This window comes from Psychrobacter sp. CLB018, assembly GCF_041222815.1.
GTDB classification, from domain to species: domain Bacteria; phylum Pseudomonadota; class Gammaproteobacteria; order Pseudomonadales; family Moraxellaceae; genus Psychrobacter; species Psychrobacter faecalis.
Map to the genome: position 1 here is coordinate 2,008,814 of NZ_CP166085.1, position 22,006 is coordinate 2,030,819.

20 protein-coding genes and 1 tRNA gene are annotated in these 22,006 nt (G+C 43.5%); 9 read left to right on the forward strand and 12 right to left on the reverse strand.

From position 1 onward, the window contains the following. Positions 1–84 precede the first annotated feature (84 nt). From AB8P72_RS08450 to AB8P72_RS08465, 4 genes are all read right to left on the reverse strand, one after another. A complete protein-coding gene (locus AB8P72_RS08450; RefSeq protein ID WP_068405549.1) occupies positions 85–768 on the reverse strand; it encodes a TetR/AcrR family transcriptional regulator in 684 nt (227 codons plus the stop codon). Between the two features lie 232 nt (positions 769–1,000). Continuing rightward, the gene (locus AB8P72_RS08455) at positions 1,001–1,789 is read right to left on the reverse strand and encodes a TatD family hydrolase (protein ID WP_102077097.1); all 789 of its coding nucleotides are present in this window, start codon (positions 1,787–1,789) and stop codon (positions 1,001–1,003) included. Positions 1,790–1,983: 194 nt separating this feature from the next. Next, positions 1,984–3,771, reverse strand: coding sequence for a GspE/PulE family protein (locus AB8P72_RS08460; RefSeq protein ID WP_198328926.1), 1,788 nt, complete (start codon positions 3,769–3,771; stop codon positions 1,984–1,986). A 70-nt stretch (positions 3,772–3,841) separates the two neighbouring features. Then, entirely contained in the window at positions 3,842–4,717 is an 876-nt protein-coding gene (locus AB8P72_RS08465; RefSeq protein WP_102077098.1) for a tRNA (N6-threonylcarbamoyladenosine(37)-N6)-methyltransferase TrmO, read from the reverse strand. Positions 4,718–5,162: 445 nt separating this feature from the next. Here AB8P72_RS08465 and AB8P72_RS08470 point away from each other — a divergent pair, with 445 nt between their 5' ends. After that, positions 5,163–5,936: a ferredoxin--NADP reductase gene (locus AB8P72_RS08470; protein WP_068405560.1), complete on the forward strand. Its 774-nt coding sequence runs from the start codon at positions 5,163–5,165 to the stop codon at positions 5,934–5,936. Between the two features lie 138 nt (positions 5,937–6,074). Next, positions 6,075–6,161 (forward strand) — tRNA-Leu (locus AB8P72_RS08475). 131 nt (positions 6,162–6,292) lie between these two features. Here the strand turns inward: AB8P72_RS08475 and AB8P72_RS08480 are convergent. The 5 genes from AB8P72_RS08480 to hppD all read right to left on the reverse strand — a co-directional run bounded on the left by AB8P72_RS08480 (position 6,293) and on the right by hppD (position 11,363). After that, positions 6,293–6,991, reverse strand: a complete 699-nt coding sequence (locus AB8P72_RS08480; RefSeq protein WP_068405569.1) for a hypothetical protein — start codon at positions 6,989–6,991, stop codon at positions 6,293–6,295. A 179-nt stretch (positions 6,992–7,170) separates the two neighbouring features. Then, complete coding sequence (gene nhaC / locus AB8P72_RS08485) at positions 7,171–8,595, reverse strand: Na+/H+ antiporter NhaC (protein ID WP_193030506.1); 1,425 nt, start codon at positions 8,593–8,595, stop codon at positions 7,171–7,173. 93 nt (positions 8,596–8,688) lie between these two features. Beyond that, positions 8,689–9,033 (reverse strand): 4a-hydroxytetrahydrobiopterin dehydratase, encoded by a 345-nt coding sequence (locus AB8P72_RS08490; RefSeq protein WP_068405575.1) that lies wholly within the window; start codon positions 9,031–9,033, stop codon positions 8,689–8,691. Positions 9,034–9,153: 120 nt separating this feature from the next. Continuing rightward, positions 9,154–10,092 (reverse strand): phenylalanine 4-monooxygenase, encoded by a 939-nt coding sequence (gene phhA, locus AB8P72_RS08495; protein WP_102077101.1) that lies wholly within the window; start codon positions 10,090–10,092, stop codon positions 9,154–9,156. A 158-nt stretch (positions 10,093–10,250) separates the two neighbouring features. Continuing rightward, positions 10,251–11,363: a 4-hydroxyphenylpyruvate dioxygenase gene (hppD, locus tag AB8P72_RS08500; protein WP_068405578.1), complete on the reverse strand. Its 1,113-nt coding sequence runs from the start codon at positions 11,361–11,363 to the stop codon at positions 10,251–10,253. A gap of 154 nt (positions 11,364–11,517) precedes the next feature. On the opposite strand from hppD, the gene AB8P72_RS08505 reads away from it, so the two are divergent. From AB8P72_RS08505 to AB8P72_RS08520, 4 genes are all read left to right on the forward strand, one after another. Next, positions 11,518–12,447 carry a LysR family transcriptional regulator gene (locus AB8P72_RS08505; protein ID WP_068405582.1) on the forward strand — a complete coding sequence of 310 codons (930 nt, stop codon included), beginning with the start codon at positions 11,518–11,520 and terminating at the stop codon, positions 12,445–12,447. Between the two features lie 177 nt (positions 12,448–12,624). After that, a complete protein-coding gene (locus tag AB8P72_RS08510) occupies positions 12,625–13,821 on the forward strand; it encodes an amino acid aminotransferase (RefSeq protein ID WP_068405586.1) in 1,197 nt (398 codons plus the stop codon). Between the two features lie 203 nt (positions 13,822–14,024). Further along, complete coding sequence (fahA, locus tag AB8P72_RS08515; protein ID WP_068405589.1) at positions 14,025–15,326, forward strand: fumarylacetoacetase; 1,302 nt, start codon at positions 14,025–14,027, stop codon at positions 15,324–15,326. 134 nt (positions 15,327–15,460) lie between these two features. After that, positions 15,461–16,036, forward strand: a complete 576-nt coding sequence (locus AB8P72_RS08520) for a VOC family protein (RefSeq protein WP_068405592.1) — start codon at positions 15,461–15,463, stop codon at positions 16,034–16,036. Positions 16,037–16,103: 67 nt separating this feature from the next. Here the strand turns inward: AB8P72_RS08520 and AB8P72_RS08525 are convergent, their stop codons facing one another. Continuing rightward, a complete protein-coding gene (locus tag AB8P72_RS08525; RefSeq protein ID WP_068405595.1) occupies positions 16,104–16,973 on the reverse strand; it encodes an IclR family transcriptional regulator in 870 nt (289 codons plus the stop codon). Positions 16,974–17,060: 87 nt separating this feature from the next. Here AB8P72_RS08525 and maiA point away from each other — a divergent pair, with 87 nt between their 5' ends. Then, the gene (gene maiA / locus AB8P72_RS08530; RefSeq protein WP_198328931.1) at positions 17,061–17,717 is read left to right on the forward strand and encodes a maleylacetoacetate isomerase; all 657 of its coding nucleotides are present in this window, start codon (positions 17,061–17,063) and stop codon (positions 17,715–17,717) included. A gap of 83 nt (positions 17,718–17,800) precedes the next feature. Here maiA and AB8P72_RS08535 read toward each other — a convergent pair whose 3' ends face one another. Continuing rightward, the gene (locus AB8P72_RS08535) at positions 17,801–18,046 is read right to left on the reverse strand and encodes a hypothetical protein (protein WP_068405601.1); all 246 of its coding nucleotides are present in this window, start codon (positions 18,044–18,046) and stop codon (positions 17,801–17,803) included. 87 nt (positions 18,047–18,133) lie between these two features. After that, complete coding sequence (locus AB8P72_RS08540) at positions 18,134–19,015, reverse strand: IS982 family transposase (RefSeq protein WP_369957612.1); 882 nt, start codon at positions 19,013–19,015, stop codon at positions 18,134–18,136. Between the two features lie 378 nt (positions 19,016–19,393). On the opposite strand from AB8P72_RS08540, the gene dinB reads away from it, so the two are divergent. Together dinB and queA are read left to right on the forward strand one after the other, a co-directional pair. After that, complete coding sequence (dinB, locus tag AB8P72_RS08545; protein ID WP_369957613.1) at positions 19,394–20,479, forward strand: DNA polymerase IV; 1,086 nt, start codon at positions 19,394–19,396, stop codon at positions 20,477–20,479. Positions 20,480–20,653: 174 nt separating this feature from the next. Beyond that, complete coding sequence (gene queA, locus AB8P72_RS08550; protein WP_193030862.1) at positions 20,654–21,916, forward strand: tRNA preQ1(34) S-adenosylmethionine ribosyltransferase-isomerase QueA; 1,263 nt, start codon at positions 20,654–20,656, stop codon at positions 21,914–21,916. Positions 21,917–22,006: the final 90 nt, after the last annotated feature.

Below are 22,006 nucleotides of genomic sequence, written 5' to 3' on the forward strand. Positions count from 1 at the left end.
AAATTTAACGTGTTGCCATACAGAAGATAACAACACGGACCGTTATAAAATAATAGTTGACTGCGTTTAAAATAGAATAAAAAGCTAGTAATTGGTATTACGGTGCTCTTCTGATTCAGTATCGATTTGCTCTACCAATTCTTGCATATCTTCATCCATGACTTCATCATCGGCCGCTGGATAATGGCTTGGCAACTCAAGCATTTGCTGCACAAAAGCATAACGCAAGGTATCACGGCGTCCTAAATAGCGCTGATAAAAGCTTGAGTTTAATAATCCTGCGCCGCCCTGACCCATCGCCCAAATCGAGGACAAATAATCGCGCGTACTTAGACTACTGTGCTGCTCTTGAAGATACGCGCTGATAATATCAATCAAACGTTTCATGCGCTGACGGCGTATATCATAAAGCTCACCGAACAGGCGATTCAGACCCGTCACCGATGCCGCCAAACGCTCTTCGATTTGGTTAAGGAGCATGGCTTTTTGCGGATTAAATAGTTGCTGGAAAATCATCCGCGCGACGCCTGCCGATGGACAGTCATCAATACGATTGATCTCAAACAATTGCTCTTCATAACGGATAATAATACGCAGGTAGAGCTCATCTTTACTGGAGAAATGCTTATATAAGGTGCCTTTAGCCAAATCAAGCTGGTCTGCCAAACTGTCCAAAGTGATATCACCATCGCCTGACTCAAGTAGCAATTGCTCCGCCATCGCTAAGATATTCTCTTCTCGTGCCTTGAACTGGTGCTGACGACTCATAATTTCTCCTAAAAACTGACAATATCATGCATACCACCGTCCCTTTTGTCAGTGTATTGGCAGTACGCTTATAAATTTTATAACGGCTACGCCAATACCATCAAAGGCAATATGCTTATGTTTGCTAAATAGTCATTGATAATCATAGGGTTAAGTTCAGCATCAAAAACACATTCAACACAGAACTACAAGACAAGCCTATAAATGACTGATTGGTCATAGCATAACCATTTTAGTGATACTGTGCCAGTAAATTTTCAAAGTTTTTTGCAGTCAATGCGCCGACTTCCTCGCCACTACAGCCATATAGTTGGGCAAGATAGCTTGCCACATATGGCACGTATGCCGGCTCATTAGGCCGGCCACGTTTAGGAACTGGTGCTAAATACGGGCTATCGGTTTCGATAAGTATTCTGTCTTTGGGCATATTTTTTGCGGCATCTTGAATCATTTGCGCACTTTTAAAACTGACGATACCTGAGAATGAAATATAAAATCCTAAGTCTAATGCGCGTTTTGCGGTTTCCCAGTCTTCAGTAAAGCAATGGATAATACCGTGTTCAGCGCCTTCTGCTTTTAGGATATCAAGCGTATCTTCTTTGGCGTCACGCATATGCACGACAAGCGGTTTCTTTAGCTGTTGGCTGGCATGGATATGACGCGCAAGGCTGGCTTGTTGCTCTTTTTTATTTTCCGTCGACCAGTAATAGTCCAGCCCCGTCTCCCCTATCGCCCACACGTGCTCAGCATCAGCCGTTTCTATCAAGCGCTCAACTGTCGCTGACTGCAATACGTTAATATCTTCACAAGGATGAATACCGACGCTCATACCAAGATTTAGCGCCTCGTCATTATAAGTGCTGACAATATTGGCAATCTCATCGTATTCAGCAAAATCACACATAATTGCCATCGCACGATTAACATTCGCCTCTTTCATCGCCGCAATCGCGCCGGACAATTGACCATCATACTTGGTTAAATCCAAACGGTTTAGATGGCAATGCGTATCTGTAAACATAAACAATCTCGTTAATAAAAATCAATAAATAGAATTATCTTAAAATATGGATTTGGTAATAGTAATAGTATTAATTGCTCTGATAAGCCGGCTTTTCAAGTCGTGTTTAACAAACGTCTATATAAAGGCTTTTTTATCAGAGCATTTTTTTAAAGAATAGTTTTTTTGAATGAGGCGTATTTTAGAGACGTCCTTTAATGCAGCGGCACCACACGCATCACCTCTTCTATGGTCGTTAACCCTTCGCTAATACGCTTTGCTCCCGATAAACGTAGCGGCTGCACGCCTTCGCGGTACGCTTGCTGCTTCAACGTATCCAAATTGGCATCGGCTGCGACCAATTTTTTTAGCTCATTGGATAACGGCATAATCTCGTACAGACCAACGCGACCTTGATAACCCGTATGGCGACAGTGCTCACAGCCCTGCGCCTTATAAACTTGCGCAGGCACTGGGGCGCGCCAAGGTTGCACCAATTCTTGCCATTGGATAGCAATCTCGCTATCTGTGCTTACATCAACGGCTTGCTTACAATGCGGGCATAACGTCCGTAATAAGCGCTGTGCCATTACCCCCAATATCGTTGCTGAGGTTAAAAATGGCTGAATACCCAAATCATGTAAACGGGTAATAGAGCTTGGTGCGTCGTTGGTATGCAACGTTGATAGCACTAAATACCCCGTCAAAGACGCTTGCACTGCCATATTGGCAGTCTCAGCATCGCGAATTTCACCGACCATAATAATGTCTGGGTCTTGGCGCATCAAAGAACGAATACTATCGGCAAAATGCAAATCAACCCCAGGATTGACCTGCATTTGATTAAAAGCGGGCTCAATCATCTCAATAGGATCTTCAATGGTACAGACATTGACCTGCTCGGTAGCGAGCTGCTTAAGCGTACTATATAAAGTGGTGGTTTTACCAGAACCCGTCGGACCCGTCACCAAGATAATCCCATTAGGATGGGCGGTCAGCTCATGCCACGTTTCAAGCTGCTTACCCGACAGGCCAAGCTGGGCAAACGAGCGCACCAGCACTTCTGGATCAAATACCCGCATGACAAGCTTTTCACCAAAAGCAGTCGGCATGGTAGAGAGACGAAGCTCGGTCTCTAAGCCTTTGGGTGTACGGGTTTTTAGGCGTCCATCTTGCGGCTTGCGCTTTTCTGCGACATTGAGCCGTCCCAAAATTTTGATACGGGCGGTCACCGCCACTATAATGGCAAGCGGCATCTCATAGACACTATGCAGCACCCCATCGATACGAAAGCGCACCTTGCCTGTTTCGCGGCGTGGCTCTAGATGAATATCACTGGCACGCTGCTCAAAAGCATATTGCAATAGCCAATCGACCACTTTGACAATATGTTGGTCATTGGCATCGGGATTGGCATTATCGCCGAGCTGCAACAAAGCTTCGACGTTGGTGACGTCCGCTGCCGCGCGCTTATGTAGGGAGTTTGCGCCCGCAATCGCTTGCGTGACTTGATAAAACTCTTGGCGATAGCGATTGATTTGTTCAGGATTGATAAAGACCGTGCGATAGCTTTTTGATTTAATAAGCTTTTCAATATTGCCATGCCAGTCGGTATAAAATGGCTGGTCAGTACCAATAACCACTTCATCAAGCGTCACTTCAATCGGTAAAATGTGCTGCGAGCGCGCATATTCAAACGACATCAGCTGCGTTACCGCCGGTACATCGACCTTTAACGGGTCAATACGCACCAGCGGCATATCTGCTTTGGCAGCCAGCCACTGATTGAGCCACGCCAGCGTCAATTTATTCTCAGAATTATTATTAAGCGCGTGACCATTTGGCAGCCCAAACTCGCTAATCGTAATCAGCGGATGCTGCACCTTGTTACGGCGACTGGTAATGACAAGGTTATAGCCGCGTTGATCAATCACCCTATCTGCCAACAACTCGTCTAGGCACCAACGCAAATCAATCACGATCGAATATTTTTGAGCAGACATAGTTATCTTCTTTTATAGTTTTATTCTTATAAGATTTAGAGCATTTAGTCGGCAGCGATGTTTACTTTCATTATACTGTGACAATATTCATTATCTGCAATTCACCTGAGTCCAGAAACTGGAAACTGACATCAACCGATTTATAGCGCATAACAAATGACGACTCTGTCTCTGTACGTCGATAAGCAGGGCGCGGGTCTTGCGCTATCAAGGCTTTAATCGTATCGAGATCAGACATCAATAACTGTTTTTGGGTATTATAAATGACCGCTTTAACCGTTAACTTCTCATCTTTAGCGTTTTTTTCTACACCATTGGCAAACCTTTGAATGGCGATAATTTGCCCAAACTGCTCATAAGCCGATTCGGTAATCGTCACGTCCAACAAGTGCGGTGCCGAAGGCGCAAATCCGCTTTGAGCATCAGGCAAGGCATCACTATAAGCCACGTAAGGCTTGATATCGATAATCGGCGTCCCATCTATCATATCAGCCCCGCTAATAATAAGTAACACCCGTCCTTCGACAATCTCGATGCGCTTTAGTTTGACCACAGACAACCCTAGCGCAGATGGACGATACATACTGCGGCTGGCAAATACACCTGTTTTTTGATTGCCACCCAAACGCGGCGGACGCACCTGAGGACGAAAACTACTATCATTTTTGTCTTGCTGCTTATTATTGAGTGAATGCTTGTGTTTATCCAATTTGTCTTTATATAAATAGTTATGATGAAACTGCCAACTGATCCAAATATGGCTAAAATCTTCCAGTCCGGCAAATGCCGCTGGCGTATCATACGGCGCGAGCATTTCAATCACACTAGTCATAACCACAAGATTTGGCTGCCTCGGTGCGCCAAACTTTTGTGACAGCGGCGCACGGTGGTAACCAATAATGGGCGATATATGATAGTTAATAGCGGCGGAAGTCTGACAAGTCATAAATCAAATCCCAAAAGTAAATAGCTGATAATACATGGCATGCGGCAATGATAGAAAATTATTCGCTAACGATATTCCATTTTATCATGGTACAGACAGGCAGCTAGGCGGATTTTTATTTTAAAGTTTGTTATGATGAGCGAGAAATTTATTGAGAATGGCTTGCATTCATAAAGGGCAGGTTTATAAAGTACAAGCAGCAAAGTTTACTTTTACGGGCAGCGCTGTTGTTTGCTAGAATCTGACGCCTTATAAAACCTGATAATAATGTTAAAATAACGGTTTTTTATCCGTGTCATTTGCTTAACATGTCATTTGCTTATTAGCCTGAACTGATAATTGATAAGCGCTTAATCTTATTCACACTTTTTATTACTTTAAAAATTTTTGTTTACCACCATTTTTAATGGGCGAATACACATTACCACTTACTAACGAGGGCTTTATGTCAAAACTCCGCACCGAAACGGTCACTGAGGTTCATCACTGGAATGACTCTCTATTTAGCATCAAAACCACGCGCGACGATGGCTTACGCTTCCGTAATGGCGAGTTTGCGATGATTGGTATCGTTGTCGATGGTAGACCGCTATTGCGCGCTTACTCGATTGCCAGCCCCAACTACGAAGAGCATTTGGAGTTTTTCTCTATTAAAGTTCAAGACGGTCCGCTAACCTCGCGCTTGCAGCATATCAAAGTGGGCGATGAGTTATTGGTCAGCAAAAAACCAACGGGTACTTTGGTACTAGACGATTTATTACCGGGTAAGCATTTATATATGCTATCAACCGGCACGGGACTTGCACCCTTTTTAGCCTTATCACGCGATCCTGAAGTCTATGAGCGTTTTGACAAAATCATTTTGGTACACGGCGTGCGTCAGGTGAAGGATTTGGCTTATCGTGAAATGTTTGAAGAAGAGCTGCCAAACGATGAAATCTTTGGTGAAGAGTTCCGCGAGAAGTTTATCTACTACCCAACTGTTACCCGCGAAGAGTTTAGAAATACTGGCCGTATCACTGATCTGATGAAATCAGGCAAATTCTTCGAAGATATTGGTCTACCGCCAATGAATAAAGACGATGACCGCGTACTTATCTGCGGTAGTATGCCATTTAATGCGGATATCTCTGCAATTTTAGACGACTTTGGTCTTACTGTTTCTCCACGTATGGGTGTGCAAGCGGATTATGCCGTTGAACGCGCCTTCGTTGGTTAAAAATAAAATTTTATCGTAAATAGTATAAATAATTCTTGACGGCTAAAAATAGCCTGCTATAATACGCAGCCTATACAGAGTTAACCCTGTAGCCCAATTCGATAATGTTTGCAGTATATAAACTTTATCACCTAACACGCCGGTGTGATGGAATTGGTAGACATGACGGATTCAAAATCCGTTGCCTTTAAAAGCGTGTCGGTTCAAGTCCGACCACCGGTACCATATACGAAACCCTCGTAATCTATCGATTACGAGGGTTTTTTATGGCTTACTGTTTAAAGTTAGTTGTCCTATCAAAAAAAGACCACGCTAATTGGCTTAGCGTGGTCTTATCTCAACTCCACAGCATACACCTACTCGGCTGCATCCAATAGCTTATTAACCGCTTCTGCCATGTCATCATCTATGATGTTATCTTCTATATAGTCCACGAGCTGATGAATAGTAGTCAGATCCATTTCTCGAATACCCAAACTTGCCAGTTGCTCATTAATAGACGCCAAGCTCTCAGTATCTTCAGGATTATCTAATAACTGCTCATCAAAGCTATCACTGACAAACCAATACATTTTCTCTAACACGCTCTCTCTTCTCGTCAAGGTAGAATAATTATCGCCATGGATAAACAAATTAAAATGATAAGGTATTTCCACCTCATTGATAAAAAAAGTACGCTTACACTCTAGGGTATAGGCTTGTACTTGTTTCTCTTCAGCGCCTTCTTCATCACTTATATCTTCTGCAATCTCTTCTTTTACCAAGCCTTCTAATATTTCATAACGCCCAACTTTGACTTTGTGATTATAAATAATACAAGCGTCCGCAATCGCATCAAAAATCACCGCACTGACATCTAAGGTATGGTCGTCGATATCATAAAAGGCTTTTAAAAAAGGTAAGAACTCTGTGAGCTTGTCTTCTGGCACTTCAGTCAGAAACTGCTGCTCGTAAATGGTAATCATATCTTCAGGTGAATAGGTATTGGCGGTATTGGTCTCATTTCTGCCCGTAGGTTGCAAGGGTATCAGGTTATATGGATTATTATGGGTCATGCAGGACTGCCTTTTTATTGAAGTAAGCGAAAATCTATGTCCTCTATTATCTCTTATTCAGCCACTTTTAGATATATGGTTTAGGCGTTCAAATTAACCAAAAAAAACCACTCTAAGTTGCTTAGAGTGGTTTTTATGCAACCAATACTATCTCAGTTTATTTTCAAAATGAATGTTCGCTAATTGGCCATTTGTACTTTTAGTTGCTTACGAATGCTAGAGCCATCTTTACAACTGATGGTGATACCTGTGAATCCAAACAGTATCGTAAGCAGCAGCGATAAATAACAGAAAAAGGCATAAGGCAAATATTCAAGTACCGGAACACCTAACGCTTGGCTGATAAATACCCCGCACACGCTCCACGGTACTAATGGATTGATAACCGTGCCCGCGTCTTCGATGGTACGCGATAGGTTTTTGGGGTGTAAATTCAAACGCTCAAAGGTCGGACGAAACGCAGTTCCTGATAATAAGATACTCAAATATTGCTCACCGATCAGCACGTTGATGCTTAAAGCCGCCATTGCCGCAGCAAAGATAGCACGTCCTGAGCTTGTCAGCATATTTCGAATACCTAACAATAACGCTGGCAAGATACCCAAAGCACGTAATAAACCGCCCAAACTTAACGCCAATATCACGATAGTCTGAGTAAAGAACATACTTTGCATACCGCCACGTGAGATCATACCCGCCACTTCACCCAGCTCTAAATTTTCGGCGGGCGTATAACCAGCAAATAGATAACCGCCGAGCTGCCCAATACTTGGCGTACTGTGCAGATAAGTAAGCACTAAAGCGGTCGCGATTGTACAAATGATGGTATAAATGGCATTGACTCGGCATAGTGCTAATACCACTAGCACGACAAATGGTAATACGGCATAACCATGGACTAAGCCGCTATCGACCAATTGTGATTGCAGTAAGGTCACTTGACCCAAATCACCCGTACCCGTCTGGCCAGAGAAATACCAAAATAGCCCCGCTGTGATGAGCCACGCCGGTACCGTGGTATACATCATATTACGGATATGCTCAAACAAATCAATGCCGACGACAGAAGAGGCAAGCGTACAAGTATCTGACAACGGCGACATTTTATCGGCAAAAAAAGCACCTGAAACCACCGCACCAGCAGCAATAGCAACGTTGGCATCAAAGGCATTACTCATACCAATAAAGGCCACACCAAGTGTCGCGGCTGTGGTCAAGCTACTGCCTAGAGCGACACCAATAATAGAGGTCAAAACAAAAGCCGAAATATAATAATACTGCGGTGAGATGAGATCAAAACCATAATACATAATGGTAGGAATAGCACCTGACATCATCAGCGCGGCGACCAGCAAACCAATAAAAAATAGTAAATAAATAGCACCAATACCACTGACAACGCCCGATGACATCTGCCCCTGCATCTTCTCAAAGCTTAGACCTTTATACATACCAAGGCCTAATAAAACAACGATTGCAAGCATCAATGACAGATGCGGTACCCAGCCAAAGCCGATCATGGTCACACCCATAATCGCGATGACAACGCTGGCAATAATAAAAGCTACCTTGGGAGATAGCTCGGTAAGTACTTGTGGAGGCATAACACATCCTTATGGTGCCATCATATATATTCTGGCGTTAGGGTTGGTTTTGGGTGGGACAAGTTTAATGAGTTGCAAAGATTATTGCCAGTCTCATGACTTACCCAGTAGGCTATCGGTCTTGGCTGCCATGATAAAATCATTGCGATGCAGACCTTTAATGCTATGTGACCACCAAGTGACGGTGACCTTGCCCCACTCTACCAAAATACCCGGATGATGCCCTTCTGCTTCCGCAATGTCGGCAAGCTCATTGGCAAATGCCATCGCTGTGACAAAATTTTTGAATTTATACTGACGCTGTAATTGCTTAATGCCGTCGACTTCGATGAGCGACCAATCAGGAATTTGTTGTAATAGCTCGCGTGCTTCTGTGTCGTCGACGGTTGGAGCGCCGATACGGCAGGCTTCACAGCTGGCTTGTGATAATGTCGTCATGATAATATCCTTTTAAGTTAACTATTATTTTTTTAATACCGTTACGTCCGTGTTAATACTGTTTTTACAGCATCACTTTTACCACATCGTTATTTTAACGATGCTAAATTTTTTAATGTATTAAGAGTTTTTTGGTGCATAAGTTGGTTCAAACAAACCAAGTGCCATTGCTTGTTTGACCTTGCCCATGATGTCGCTATCGACGATATCGAACAGCGTATCTAAATCATCAATGACATAATAAATCGGCTGAATATGGTCAATGCGATAAGGCGTACGCAGCACAGCAAGCAAATCAAATGCGCGGTGTTCTGGCTGATTTTGAGGTTGCTGCTGATGGTTGGATTGGTGCAACGTATCGCTACCATTAAGCGCATAAACCGTTTCAGAAGGCGAGCTCAAGATACCGCCGCCATAGATACGGCGATTGTCAGGGTGACTACCTACCAAGCCAAACTCGATGGTAAACCAATAAAGCCGTGCCAAAAACCACCTTTCTTCTTTACTGGCATCAAGACCCAGCTTGCCATAGGTCTCATTAAAAGCGGCAAAAGCAGGATGGGTCAGCAGCGGACAATGGCCAACGATTTCATGAAAGATATCTGGCTCTTCGATATAGTCCATGTCTTCAAAGCGGCGGATAAAGGTCGCTACCGGAAAGCGTTTATTTGCTAAGAGTTTAAAAAACTTACCAAAGCTGATAAGCGCAGGAACGGCAGCGGTTTGCCAGCCGGTGGTGGCCTGCAATATTTCGTCGATATCGTGGAGTTGCGGGATATGCGTCGATGGCAGATTTAGCTTTTCTAAGCCTTCTAGATAGGCTGAGCAAGCTCGATTGGGTATTTGCTTGGCTTGACGTGTAAGCAGCGCCTGCCACATGGCATTTTCATCGTCACTATAGTGAATATGACCCTGACTGTCTGGCTGATGCGAGAGGTAAGGTTGCTTCTCAGCCGTTAAATCGCTATGGCTAGCATCATCAGCGCCGAGAGCATTTGAAGACACACTCTTGGCACTGTGGGATTTTTGAATAGTATTGTTAGCTTGTAGGCGTTCCATGCCTGTGTTCCTTTTATTAGCGTTAGTACAGTCGCTTGTCGTCAGTAATTCTCAGGTATTTTTGATTTACCATCGCAAGCGGTACTTTGCTGATTAAGGACAAGACAAATTCCTTTTGCTCTGCCCATTTATTATACTTATAAACGTTTAAGCTAAAACTATGGCGTTTCAGTTTCTGGCTGACCAATCGCGCCGCGACGAACTTGGTCACGCTCGATGGATTCAAACAAGGCTTTAAAGTTACCTTCACCAAAGCCTTCTTCGTAATCGCCTTTACGCTGGATAAATTCGAAGAATACGGGGCTACCAAGGATGGTTTCAGAGAAAATCTGTAGCAATAAGCGTGGCGTACCGCCTTCTGTGGTACCGTCTAACAAGATGCCGCGCATTTGTAGTTCAGCGACATTCTCGCCGTGGTTTGGTAAGCGCTCATCCAACATTTGGTAATAGGTATCATTTGGCGCTGTCATCAGCGGAATACCCATGTCTCTTAATTTGTCGATGCTAGACAACAAATCATCACTCAATAGTGCGATATGCTGGATACCTTCGCCATTAAATTGCATCAAGTACTCTTCAATTTGCCCACCGCCCTGCTTTGATTCTTCGTTTAATGGAATACGAATTTTGCCATCAGGCGCGGTCATCGCTTTACTGGTCAGACCCGTATACTCACCAGTGATATCAAAATAACGGATTTCGCGGAAGTTAAAGATACGCTCGTAGAAATCGGCCCAGTATGCCATGCGACCACGGTAGACATTGTGCGTCAGATGATCGATAACCTTAAAGCCAAAGCCTTTTGGATGCTTGTCGACGCCCGGTAGGTATTCAAAATCGATATCATAAATAGAGTTACCATCGCCAAAGCGGTCAATGAGATAAATAAGCGAGCCGCCGATACCTTTAATCGCTGGCAAGCGCAGCTCCATCACCCCTGTTGGCACGTCTACTGGCTCAGCGCCATTCTCGATAGCTAGCTCATACGCTTGCTGCGCATTTTTTACCCGAAAGCCCATGCTACAAGCGCCGGCGCCATGCTCACCTAAGAAATAGCTGCCATGGCTTTTTGGCTCACGGTTTAAAATAAGGTTGATATCTCCTTGGCGAAACAAGGCGACATCTTTTGAGCGGTGATTGGCAATATGAGTAAAGCCAAGGTTGCGAAATAGCGTTTCGACAAGCTCAGGCTCAGGTGAGACAAACTCAACGAAATCAAATCCTTGCAAGCCCATTGGGTTATCAAATAAATCTGCCTTTAACTCTGACATTGTCATCATCCTTAATTTCAATTGGTGGTATACATCACTAAAAGTTAGCAAAAAATAAGTTTCATCAATCATTCCTATTGACGAGTGATTTATATTAGATTAGCTTGATTTATAAGACTAATCGTATTTTTTGATTTATTTATCAGGTTTGCTTATGAATATCAGTATTCGCCAATTGAGCGCTTTTATCAGTGTGGCTGACAATGGCAGTTTTACCCGCGCCAGCGAGCAGATGCATTTGACCCAATCTGCCGTCAGTGGTTTGATTAAAGAATTGGAGTCCAGCCTTGGTATCGTGCTATTTGACCGCACCACCCGCCAGCTGTCATTATCCGTCGTTGGTCATCATTTATTGCCGCAAGCGCGGCGTATTTTAAATGAGATGCAGCTATTTGAAAATGAAGCCAGTAGCTTGACAAGTTTGGCGCAAGGTCAAGTCAGACTTGCGGTGTCGCAATTTGCTGCCTCCTCCATGCCAGCCGTTATTGCTCAATTTGCTAAAGCATATCCAGATATCAGCGTGTCTTTACTTGATTGCTCAGCAGAAAATGTTTTAGAACATATTCAAAACATCGAGGTAGATTTGGGCGTCGGTACTGAGCGTGGTTTTACGGAGCCTGACGATGACATCAGCGCCGATTTGTTATATCAGCTGCCGTTTTGTGTGGTAATGCCAGATAACCATGCGCTGGCGCAAAAATCAGAAGTCATTTGGCAGGATTTAGTAGACACGCCGCTTATTACCTTGCAAGGGCCATTTATCGAGCAAGTCACCGCTGAGCTTGATGAGGAAATTGCCAGCCATATTCAGCAGGCGCGCTACAAAGTCAACTTTATGTCGACCGCCCTTGAGATGACCCGCCAAGGTTTTGGCATTACCTTGTGCTTGCCTTATATGCCAGAGGTGATAGATTGGGTAAGCGCCAATGGTTTGCAAATGCGTCCATTGGCACAGCCGGTTAAAATGCGCCGATTCTTTATTTATCAACGCTCGTCACGCGCTTTATCGCCCGCCAGCATTGCCTTTAAGCAATTTTTGCAAACTTACTTTGCCAGCCACTTTGATGACTTGCAGCGTGTTTAAGGGCAACTCAAGAACTTATTACTTCAATTTAGCAAAGGCTAAAATCTGTCCAAAAACTTGCTAATAAACAAAAAAACGCGTTAATTAATCAGTATCGCTGAATCTAACGTTGAGTTAATCGCCAAACTGGTTTATGCTTTTTAACGCCTTAACTCATCTCCCTTGTAAGGAAAAAAAATGTTTGAACGTATCGATTATTATGCCGGTGACCCGATTTTAGGATTGATGGACAAATTTGCCGCTGACACCAATCCAGATAAAGTCAATTTGGGTGTTGGCGTTTATTATGATGAGGATGGCAAATTGCCTGTCCTTGAGTGTGTCAAAACGGCGGAGCAGCGCATTGCTGATCCTATCTCTCCTCGTCCGTACTTGCCAATGGCAGGCTTACCCGGCCACCGTAAAGGTTGTCAGGAATTGCTATTTGGTAAAGACGCGCAAATCTTACAAGACGGTTTGGTAGCAACCATCGCCACTATCGGTGGTTCTGGCGCATTAAAAGTCGGCGCAGAGTTTATCCATGAATGGTTCCCACAATCTAAATGCTACGTCAGCGACCCAACGTGGGGCAATCACATTGCTATCTTTGAAGGCTCTGACGTCGAGGTCGGTAAATATCCGTACTACGATAAAGCAACCAGCAGTGTTAAGTTTGATGAAATGATTGCATTTTTTGAAACTTTGAATAAAAACGATGTTGTCTTGCTGCACCCTTGCTGCCATAACCCAACCGGTATGGATTTGACTCGTGAACAGTGGGATACCGCGCTGACTGTCATTAAAGCGCGTGAATTGATTCCATTTATGGACATCGCCTACCAAGGCTTTGGTAAAGACATGGACAGCGACGCTTACGCGATTCGTAAAGCAGTCGAGATGGGTCTACCCGTATTTGTCAGTAACTCATTCTCTAAAAACTTATCGCTATACGGTGAGCGTGTCGGCGGTCTATCGGTCGTGTGCCCAAGCACTGACGAAGCGGAGCGCGTCTTTGGTCAGCTAAATGCAACCGTGCGTCGCATCTACTCAAGCCCACCATCACATGGCGGCCGCGTGGTCGATATCGTCATGAACGACGAAGCGCTACATGAGCAATGGGTTGGCGAAGTTTATGCCATGCGTGACCGTATCAAAGCCATGCGCTTAAAGCTAAAATCAGTATTGGAAGAAAAAGTCCCCGGCCGTGACTTCGATTATTTAACTGAGCAAAACGGTATGTTTAGCTTTACCGGTCTGACGCCTGAACAAGTTGAAAAACTCCAAAGCAAATATGGTATCTACATGGTTTCGAACTCACGTATGTGTGTGGCGGGCTTAAACAGCAGTAATATCGACTATGTTGCCAATGCCATGGTTGATGTTTTAAAAGACTAACTCTCTAGCGTAATTTTAGAAAAACTATGTGATTAAAAAGGTTGAGTCATGACTCAACCTTTTTTTTATGTCTGCTACTTTCTAAAAAAATGTATAAAAAACACTGCACAAAAAACCTTGCAATCTATTTGGCTATAAATTACATTATACGTAAGTAGTTAATTATAACGTAATTCAATACACGCTTTAGCAAGGAGCTTCCCATGTCAACGATTGACAAAAACCTCACCTCATTTATCGATATTGCCGCCGATTCCGACTTCTCTATTCACAACTTGCCTTATGGTATTTTTAGTGATGCTAAAGACGCTACTGGTAACAACAACCGTCGCGCAGGTGTTGCTATTGGTGAGCAGGTATTAGACTTATCAATACTCGAAGCAGAAGGTTTATTAAGTTTGGCAGGCGGCCCCTATTTTGATCAGCCAACCCTAAACGCCTTTATTGATTCTGGTCGCGGCAACTGGACCAAGGCGCGCAGCACCATTCAAACCTTATTGTCTGCTGATAGTGACACACTGCGCGACAACAAAGACTTGCAGGCAAAAGCGCTGTTTAAGCAAGCAGACGTCACCATGCATCTGCCTGTTCACGTACCAGGTTTTACCGATTTTTACTCATCTAAAGAACACGCGACCAACGTCGGCACTATGTTCCGTGACCCAAAGAACGCTCTACTAGCTAACTGGACTGAAATGCCCGTCGGTTATAATGGCCGCGCCAGTACCGTCATCGTTAGTGGTACGGATGTAATACGCCCATCGGGCCAGCTGAAACCCAATCCTGACGAACGTCCTATTTTCTCACCTTGTAAGCGCCTTGATTTTGAGCTTGAAACCGCCTTTGTCGTCGGTAAAGGTAATAACATCGGCCAACCGATTGCGGTAGATGAGGCTAATGATCACATTTTTGGCATGGTGCTACTCAACGATTGGTCAGCTCGCGACATTCAAAAATGGGAATACGTACCTTTAGGCCCCTTTAATGCCAAGACCTTTGCCTCTGAAGTATCACCTTGGATTGTGACCATGGATGCGTTAGCGCCGTTTAAGACTGCATGCCCAACGCAAGAACCAAAACCACTGGCTTATCTCAATGAAAAAGACAGTAACAATAGCTTTGACATCAATTTATCAGTCGAGCTGTTGCCTGAGAATAGCGATGAAGCAACCGTTGTTTGTGAAACCAACTTTAAATATATGTATTGGTCCATGGCGCAGCAGCTCACCCACCACACCATCACCGGCTGTAAAGTAGAAGTTGGTGACATGATGGGTTCAGGGACGATTTCGGGACCGACGCCAGACTCTTATGGCTCAATGTTAGAGATTGCTTGGAATGCCACCAAACCCGTCACTTTAAAAGGCGGCGAAACGCGCAGCTTTATCGAAGATGGCGATACCGTGATTATGAAAGGTTATAGCGAAAAAGACGGCATTCGTGTTGGCTTTGGTGAGGTACGCGGCAAGGTCTTGCCGGCGCTTAGCTTTGATTTTGACAAATAAGTCTATTTCATAAAGTAATTACAAATCAGACAAGCGTAAAAAAATTACTTAGGCTGTTAGACAATTATCACTACTTAGTTTAGCGAAATGCTGACAGCCAATTAAGTTGGACGCTTTATCAAAAGGAGTTTGATATGAGTTTTAAAATTGAAAAAATCCATCACGTGGCCTATCGCTGCAAGGATGCTAAAGAAACCGTTGAATGGTATAAAAAATATCTCAATATGGATTTTATCTTAGCATTCGCTGAGGACCATGTTCCCTCGACCAAAGCCTTTGACCCTTATATGCATGTGTTTTTAGATGCCGGTAATGGCAATGTCTTGGCGTTTTTTGAAGTGCCCAATCAACCTGAAATGGGTTTTGACCCCAATACGCCAAACTGGGTGCAACACTTAGCCATGAAGGTAAAAGACCGCGATGCGTTAATGGCGGCAAAAAAGCATTTAGAAGAAAATGGCATCGACGTAGTCGGCGTGACCAATCACGGTATTTTTCATTCTATCTATTTCTTTGATCCTAATGGCCATCGTATGGAACTTACCTACGATGATAGTACCTCAGAAGAAAAAGTCTCGATGATTACGGAAGAGATGAAACACGAGATGCTAGATGAATGGTCGCGCACCAAACGTGCGCCCGTTCATACGCAGTTTTTACATGCAGAAGAACTCGCTGAAGCAAGAGAAGTCGCACCCGTTGGTGAGTAACAGCGTCAATTTATGCAATAGTTAAAACTTATTTTATTCAGTAGTTAAGTTAAATAGTAAGTTTTGACTAAGCTATTTGATAGCGTCGCGCAATGGCTAGTATTTGCTCGACCACGTTATGTTGCTCACTCATCGGTAACTGCTCGGTGGTACCAATGATAGTAATGGCATATTCTAATGGCAAGCTTTCAGCAGATGGTTTGTCATTAGCAGATAGTTGATTGTTGCTAAGCGGCTGATTAGTGGTCGAGGTATTGCTTTCTAGTGGCGGCACAAGCACTGGAATGGTAATGGCATTAATCCCCATTAACATATCGCCGGTAACTGTGGCATAGCCTTGGGTAAGAATTTTGGCGCGCAACTGGTTAAAATTCTGCCATCGCTCTGCGATAATGTCTTTATCATTTGTCTGCCATTCAGCGATAACCAATGGCTTAATAATCGTTTCTGGCTGATAACTGGCAAACAGCTGCCCTGTTGCCGACGTCGTTAGCGGCATACGTGAACCGATACGAGTAATGATACTAATCGGGCTATCAGGCTCAACCGATTGAATGATAATCGGACCTTCGCTGAACCATTTGGCGATTTGAACCGCACAGTTTACCGTGCCTTTAATCTCTGTTGCCACATGCGTCAGGCGCTCTAATAGGTTGTGTTGATTGAAGTCCGCATGCCCAAGCGAATTTCCTCGAGCGCCAAGCCCATAACGCCCATCACTGAGCTTACGTGCATAATTTTTACGAATAAGACTGACCAAGTAGCGATGACACTTTGCTGGATGCATCTGTACAGCTTGAGCGACGTCCTTTAACATCATAGGCTTATTTTGATCGATAAGAACATCTAACACCGACAATCCAACCTCAAGTGACTGCACGCCACCTTGGTTTTTATTGGTAGTAGGATTGTCTGGCAGGTTTTCAGATACGGGCATGTTTTGCTCAATTAATTATTTACTTTATCAATAATTATACCCATTTATATACCCAACAAGACAACATAATAAAAGGAATAAATAATGATGACATTTTATGGCTATTTTCGCAGTAGCACGTCTTACCGTACGCGTATCGCGATGAACCTAAAAGGCTTAGATTATGATTATATTGCGATTAATTTGGCGCAAGATGAACAATTAAAAAACGAATTTTTATCGCTTAATCCACAAGGATTGGTGCCTGTTTTACAAGCCGATGATTTGCTGTTATTTCAAAGTCCCGCTATCTTAGAATGGTTAGAAGAGGTTTATCCTAAAAATCCATTATTGCCTAAAGACGCTGCGGGGCGTATGCAAGTACGGGCGTTAAGCGCAATGATTGGCTGTGATATCCATCCGCTTAATAACCGCCGTGTTTTACAATATCTACGCAATGAGCTGTCGGTAGATGAAGCTGAGGTCATAAAATGGTGTAATCGCTGGATAAGTGAGGGTTTTGCTGCGTTAGAAAAACGCTTGGCTCAAGATAACAGTCGTGATAATAGCCGCAGGAAATTTTGCTACGGCGACAGCCCGACCTTTGCAGATTGTTATTTAGTCCCGCAAGTTTCTTCGGCGCGGCGCTTTGAAGTGGACTTAAATCCTTACCCAAATATTGTCCAAATTGACGCCCATTGCCGCACGCTAAAAGCCTTTTCTGACGCCGACCCTATGCAGCAACCTGATGCACCAAATGCTTAGCCTTAGAGAAATAACCTCTAAAAAAGGACTACCCTTAATTTAGAGGTTATTAAATAGGGATAGCTTTCTATTTATATCACTGCTCAAATTTTCATCTCTTTTTGCGTGACCGCCACTATCTTAATAGGTACCGCACATAGCCATGACATGCCGCCACTACAATAAAAGCAGCCATTTTTAAATGACACGATATAGGCGGTAAAATCATTACCACATTGATCCTTTATCGCCTCCTCATCACTTTCATCATCGACCGCACACCATACTCGCTTATTACCTCGTTTAAGTAGCGCGCGGGTTAAATCGCTCCCTTTTAGCTCATTATTCATACCAAACTCCTTGGCTATCTTGCTTTAACATTACTCAATCCATAAGAATGATACTAGCCCTAACACCTTTTTATTTTAACCCCACTCTCAACTTGAAATAAGCAAATCAAACTGAAGAGGCGGATTACCAAGTTTTTTGTTGAGTACAAAGCACAGGTTGTGTGAAAGAATCTTACGAATCAATCGATGAGACAAATGCCATAAATCTCTTGCTCGTACCCTTTGTATATTAAATCGTTCTGATAGCTGACCAATGACTGTTTCAACGATACGGCGGGCTTTCATTAGCCGCCTTACCACAGGTTTGGGTCTATCCTCTTTCATGTTGGCTCTGAGTGGCGTTTGTAAATCTACTCCTTGAGCGTCGTAGTACGATGTCAGACTAGGGCTGATATACCCTTTATCAGCGCCAAGTAGCCCATGAATATGAGTGGTGATTTCTGGGGCAACCGCTCTTTCATCAACATTGGCAGGAGCAAAGGTAAAGCCTTTAATCATGCCCGATAAGTTAACAAGCAAATGTCCTTCAAAGCCATAGTACCTCTCTTGCTTAGCGGCACAGTAGCTAAAAGCTGCTAAGTCTTGATAATTCTTATGCCGATAAGCGCGTCCATAATGACAGACGGGTACCCAAAAGCCATCCATAAAATGAATGTTGTCACGGCCTTCAATTTGACTGACGTTATCTTGTATCTGCTGTTTGACTTGCCACAGATTGGCGCAGTGCTTTGCGAAGTTAGGGTATGAGCCGATGGCTGGAAACCAGGCTTGCCAATGCTGGGAAAAGTATTGCCAAATTTGTTTGTCTTGATCAAGGTGTAAAAATTCACCGACCATCTCCATGCAAATAACCTCAGGATCACTTAGCTTTGGCGCGTAACCTGCACTTCGCAAGGGTTTGGTGACGACTATTTTGTAATATTGCTCTACCATTAAATAGATATTGATGATAAATTCGTCTATGGGCATCTCACAACTCCATTGTATTCTTGGTCGAAAACAATAGATTAGTGAGGTGCTCTTCTTTTTTCAATCACTTTCGAAGTTGAGAGTGGGGTTATTTTATTAAAAAAATACAGCGTAGGTCGTTAAATTAGTCAACAACTTCCGATTTCTTCTAGAAACTCTAGTGTATAACTTTAGTAGCAGAACTGTAACATAAAAAAGCAATATTCCCGACAGACGGTAGGTATTTAAGGACGAGCGGTATAAATTTATACTTTTCTACAAGATGCGCTTTATTCAAGGATAAGTAAAATAATGAGCCCAAAATCAAGCTCAGTCTTTTATAATTTCTATTAGCAATAGAGGCTAAAACTCATAATAAAATCAGGTAAAATAGTGGTTATGACCGCTCTTATTCAACCTACCCCTCGTAAAATTATTCATATCGATATGGATGCTTTTTATGCCAGTGTGGAACAACGCGACTTTCCTGAACTGCGCGGCAAGCCGTTAGTCGTTGGTGGGGATCCAAATGGTCGCGGCGTGGTTGCGGCGGCAAGCTATGAGGTGCGTCAGTTTGGTGTACGCTCCGCCATGTCGTGTTATGAGGCGCGTAAACGTTGCCCAGATGTCATATTTGTGCAGCCGCGTTTTGATGTCTACCGCGCGGTCAGTCAAGATATTCGCCGCATTATGCATAGTTTAACCCCGCAGGTTGAACCATTATCGTTAGATGAAGCCTATCTTGATGTGACAGGATTAAGCGTACATCAAGGCTCAGCCACGCTAATGGCAAATTGGCTGCGGGCACAGATTTTAGTGCAGACGGGGCTTAATGCCTCTGCAGGCGTTTCGTTTAATAAAATGCTCGCCAAGATTGCCTCTGATATTAACAAACCTAATGGTACGGCAGTTATCACGCCAGCGGATGCCGACGCCTTTATTAGCGCGTTGCCCATTGAGCGCTTTCATGGCATTGGTAAAGCGACTGCTCGGCGCTTGCATGCGATGGGTATCAGTAATGGCGCTGACCTGCGACGCACGCCCGCTGCGCTATTGGTCAATGAGTTTGGCAAGCGTGGTCAGTTTTATCACGACATCGCTCATGGCCGTGACGAACGCCCCGTTAAATCGCAGCGTATGCACAAGTCGGTTGGCTCTGAGACGACTTTTAGGGATAATTTGAGTCATGATGATGAGCTACGCAGACAAATCTATGAGCAAAATACCGATGCCTTTAATCAGTTACGCAAAAAACAGCTCATCGCCTATACCATTACCCTTAAAATAAAATACGCTGACTTTACCCAAGTTACGCGCTCACATACCTTGTCTACCGCTTTTGATAGCGCCGAATCTGCCCATTACTGGCTTGATAAGCTGTTTTTAGATATTCCGCGCTTACTGCCTATCAGGCTTGTCGGGGTGACGTTTTCTTCATTGATACCTGCTACGCAAATTTTGCCACAGTTAGATCTGTTTGAATAATGGCACTTTACTTGCAGAGATAAAGATAAATTTTAAGTATTTAATAATTACTGCTTAGGCTATTTAATTTATTTTCAGCTTTAATATGAACGGTAGCAGCTGAGGAAAACGTTCTTTCATATCTGCATTTCTGCTACAATTACGTCAAAATCTCCATCTACTGAAAGACTGACTATGACTGATTCTCAACCTGTAAACTTAGATACGACTTGCACCGATACTGCTGAAAAAAATCTTGACAAGAGCAGCGTTAAAAACACTAATAAGATGCTAGATAAAAATGCTGAAACTTTAGAATATCTAAGTGTTGATGATTATGATTATGAACTGCCTGACAGCTTAATTGCCCGTTATCCTTTAGCGCAGCGTTCGGCGTCAAAATTACTATATTTAGCCACCAATCAGCAAAAAAATAGTGACAGCCAGATTATAGACAAACAATTCTCTGAGCTAGCCGATCTGCTAAATGCGGGCGATTTAATTGTCTTTAATGACACCAAAGTCATGAAAGCGCGCTTGTTTGGGCAAAAAGATACGGGCGGTAAGATCGAAGTGCTGATTGAGCGTTTGGTTAACATTTCAGATTTAGATAGCACAGTCTTACAGCTAGAAACGACAGATGGCAAGAGCATTAACCAAGAGCATATTACCCTTTGTCATGTTAAAGCCAGTAAAGCACCTAAGCTTGGGCAACGGCTAGAAATTGCAGATGGTCATATGCAGGCTGTGGTCATAGGTCGTCAAGAAAACTTATTTATCTTAGCTTTTGAAGCGCCGATTTTGCCAGATTTAGAGCGTTATGGTGAGCTGCCTATTCCGCCCTACTTTGAGCGCCACGCCGATGCGACCGACAATACCCGTTATCAGACGGTTTTTCATGACCCAGCCAAACTTGCCAGCGTTGCTGCACCGACGGCCAGCTTACATTTTGATGAACTCGTCCTAAATAAGCTGGCTGCTAAAGGTATCCATACTGCTTTTGTTACCTTGCATGTAGGAGCTGGTACGTTTGCGCCAGTCAAAACCGACAACTTACTCAATCACACCATGCATAGCGAATACGCTCATCTGCCTCAAGTTACCGCCGACCTCATCAACCAAACCCATGCTAATGGCAAACAGGTGATTGCAATAGGCACGACAGTGACCCGCGTCCTTGAGACCGCTTATCAAAAAACAACGATCAATGGACAAGCGCTTTCTAGCTGGGCGGGTGATACTGATATTTTTATTTATCCTGGGTTTAGATTTGGTGTGATAGATAAACTGCTTACGAATTTTCATTTGCCAAAGTCTACGTTGCTCATGTTAGTGTCTGCATTTGCAGGTAAAGCCGCGATTGAACGAGCTTACCAACATGCCATTAATAACCAATATCGATTTTTTAGCTACGGCGACGCCATGTTACTTGATAGAAAAATAAAAGCGCAAGCGTAAACATTAAGCAAACAATAAATATATTGTTTATAACGACGGTGAAATAAACTGGTAAACTAAACGCTATTTTGTTATAACAACATAGTTGAT

Excerpts from the sequence above, each read along its gene's own strand:
- AB8P72_RS08455 (WP_102077097.1), bottom strand. The coding sequence starts at position 1,789 with ATGTTTACAGATACGCATTGCCATCTAAACCGTTTGGATTTAACCAAG.
- AB8P72_RS08525 (WP_068405595.1), bottom strand. The coding sequence starts at position 16,973 with ATGCCCGTATCTGAAAACCTGCCAGACAATCCTACTACCAATAAAAAC.
- AB8P72_RS08490 (WP_068405575.1), bottom strand. The coding sequence starts at position 9,033 with ATGACGACATTATCACAAGCCAGCTGTGAAGCCTGCCGTATCGGCGCT.
- fahA (WP_068405589.1), top strand. The coding sequence starts at position 14,025 with ATGTCAACGATTGACAAAAACCTCACCTCATTTATCGATATTGCCGCC.
- AB8P72_RS08465 (WP_102077098.1), bottom strand. The coding sequence starts at position 4,717 with ATGACTTGTCAGACTTCCGCCGCTATTAACTATCATATATCGCCCATT.
- AB8P72_RS08520 (WP_068405592.1), top strand. The coding sequence starts at position 15,461 with ATGAGTTTTAAAATTGAAAAAATCCATCACGTGGCCTATCGCTGCAAG.
- hppD (WP_068405578.1), bottom strand. The coding sequence starts at position 11,363 with ATGTCAGAGTTAAAGGCAGATTTATTTGATAACCCAATGGGCTTGCAA.
- AB8P72_RS08460 (WP_198328926.1), bottom strand. The coding sequence starts at position 3,771 with ATGTCTGCTCAAAAATATTCGATCGTGATTGATTTGCGTTGGTGCCTA.
- AB8P72_RS08450 (WP_068405549.1), bottom strand. The coding sequence starts at position 768 with ATGAGTCGTCAGCACCAGTTCAAGGCACGAGAAGAGAATATCTTAGCG.
- phhA (WP_102077101.1), bottom strand. The coding sequence starts at position 10,092 with ATGGAACGCCTACAAGCTAACAATACTATTCAAAAATCCCACAGTGCC.
- dinB (WP_369957613.1), top strand. The coding sequence starts at position 19,394 with ATGACCGCTCTTATTCAACCTACCCCTCGTAAAATTATTCATATCGAT.
- AB8P72_RS08535 (WP_068405601.1), bottom strand. The coding sequence starts at position 18,046 with ATGAATAATGAGCTAAAAGGGAGCGATTTAACCCGCGCGCTACTTAAA.
- AB8P72_RS08470 (WP_068405560.1), top strand. The coding sequence starts at position 5,163 with ATGTCAAAACTCCGCACCGAAACGGTCACTGAGGTTCATCACTGGAAT.
- nhaC (WP_193030506.1), bottom strand. The coding sequence starts at position 8,595 with ATGCCTCCACAAGTACTTACCGAGCTATCTCCCAAGGTAGCTTTTATT.
- AB8P72_RS08505 (WP_068405582.1), top strand. The coding sequence starts at position 11,518 with ATGAATATCAGTATTCGCCAATTGAGCGCTTTTATCAGTGTGGCTGAC.
- AB8P72_RS08480 (WP_068405569.1), bottom strand. The coding sequence starts at position 6,991 with ATGACCCATAATAATCCATATAACCTGATACCCTTGCAACCTACGGGC.
- AB8P72_RS08540 (WP_369957612.1), bottom strand. The coding sequence starts at position 19,015 with ATGCCCATAGACGAATTTATCATCAATATCTATTTAATGGTAGAGCAA.
- maiA (WP_198328931.1), top strand. The coding sequence starts at position 17,061 with ATGACATTTTATGGCTATTTTCGCAGTAGCACGTCTTACCGTACGCGT.
- AB8P72_RS08510 (WP_068405586.1), top strand. The coding sequence starts at position 12,625 with ATGTTTGAACGTATCGATTATTATGCCGGTGACCCGATTTTAGGATTG.
- queA (WP_193030862.1), top strand. The coding sequence starts at position 20,654 with ATGACTGATTCTCAACCTGTAAACTTAGATACGACTTGCACCGATACT.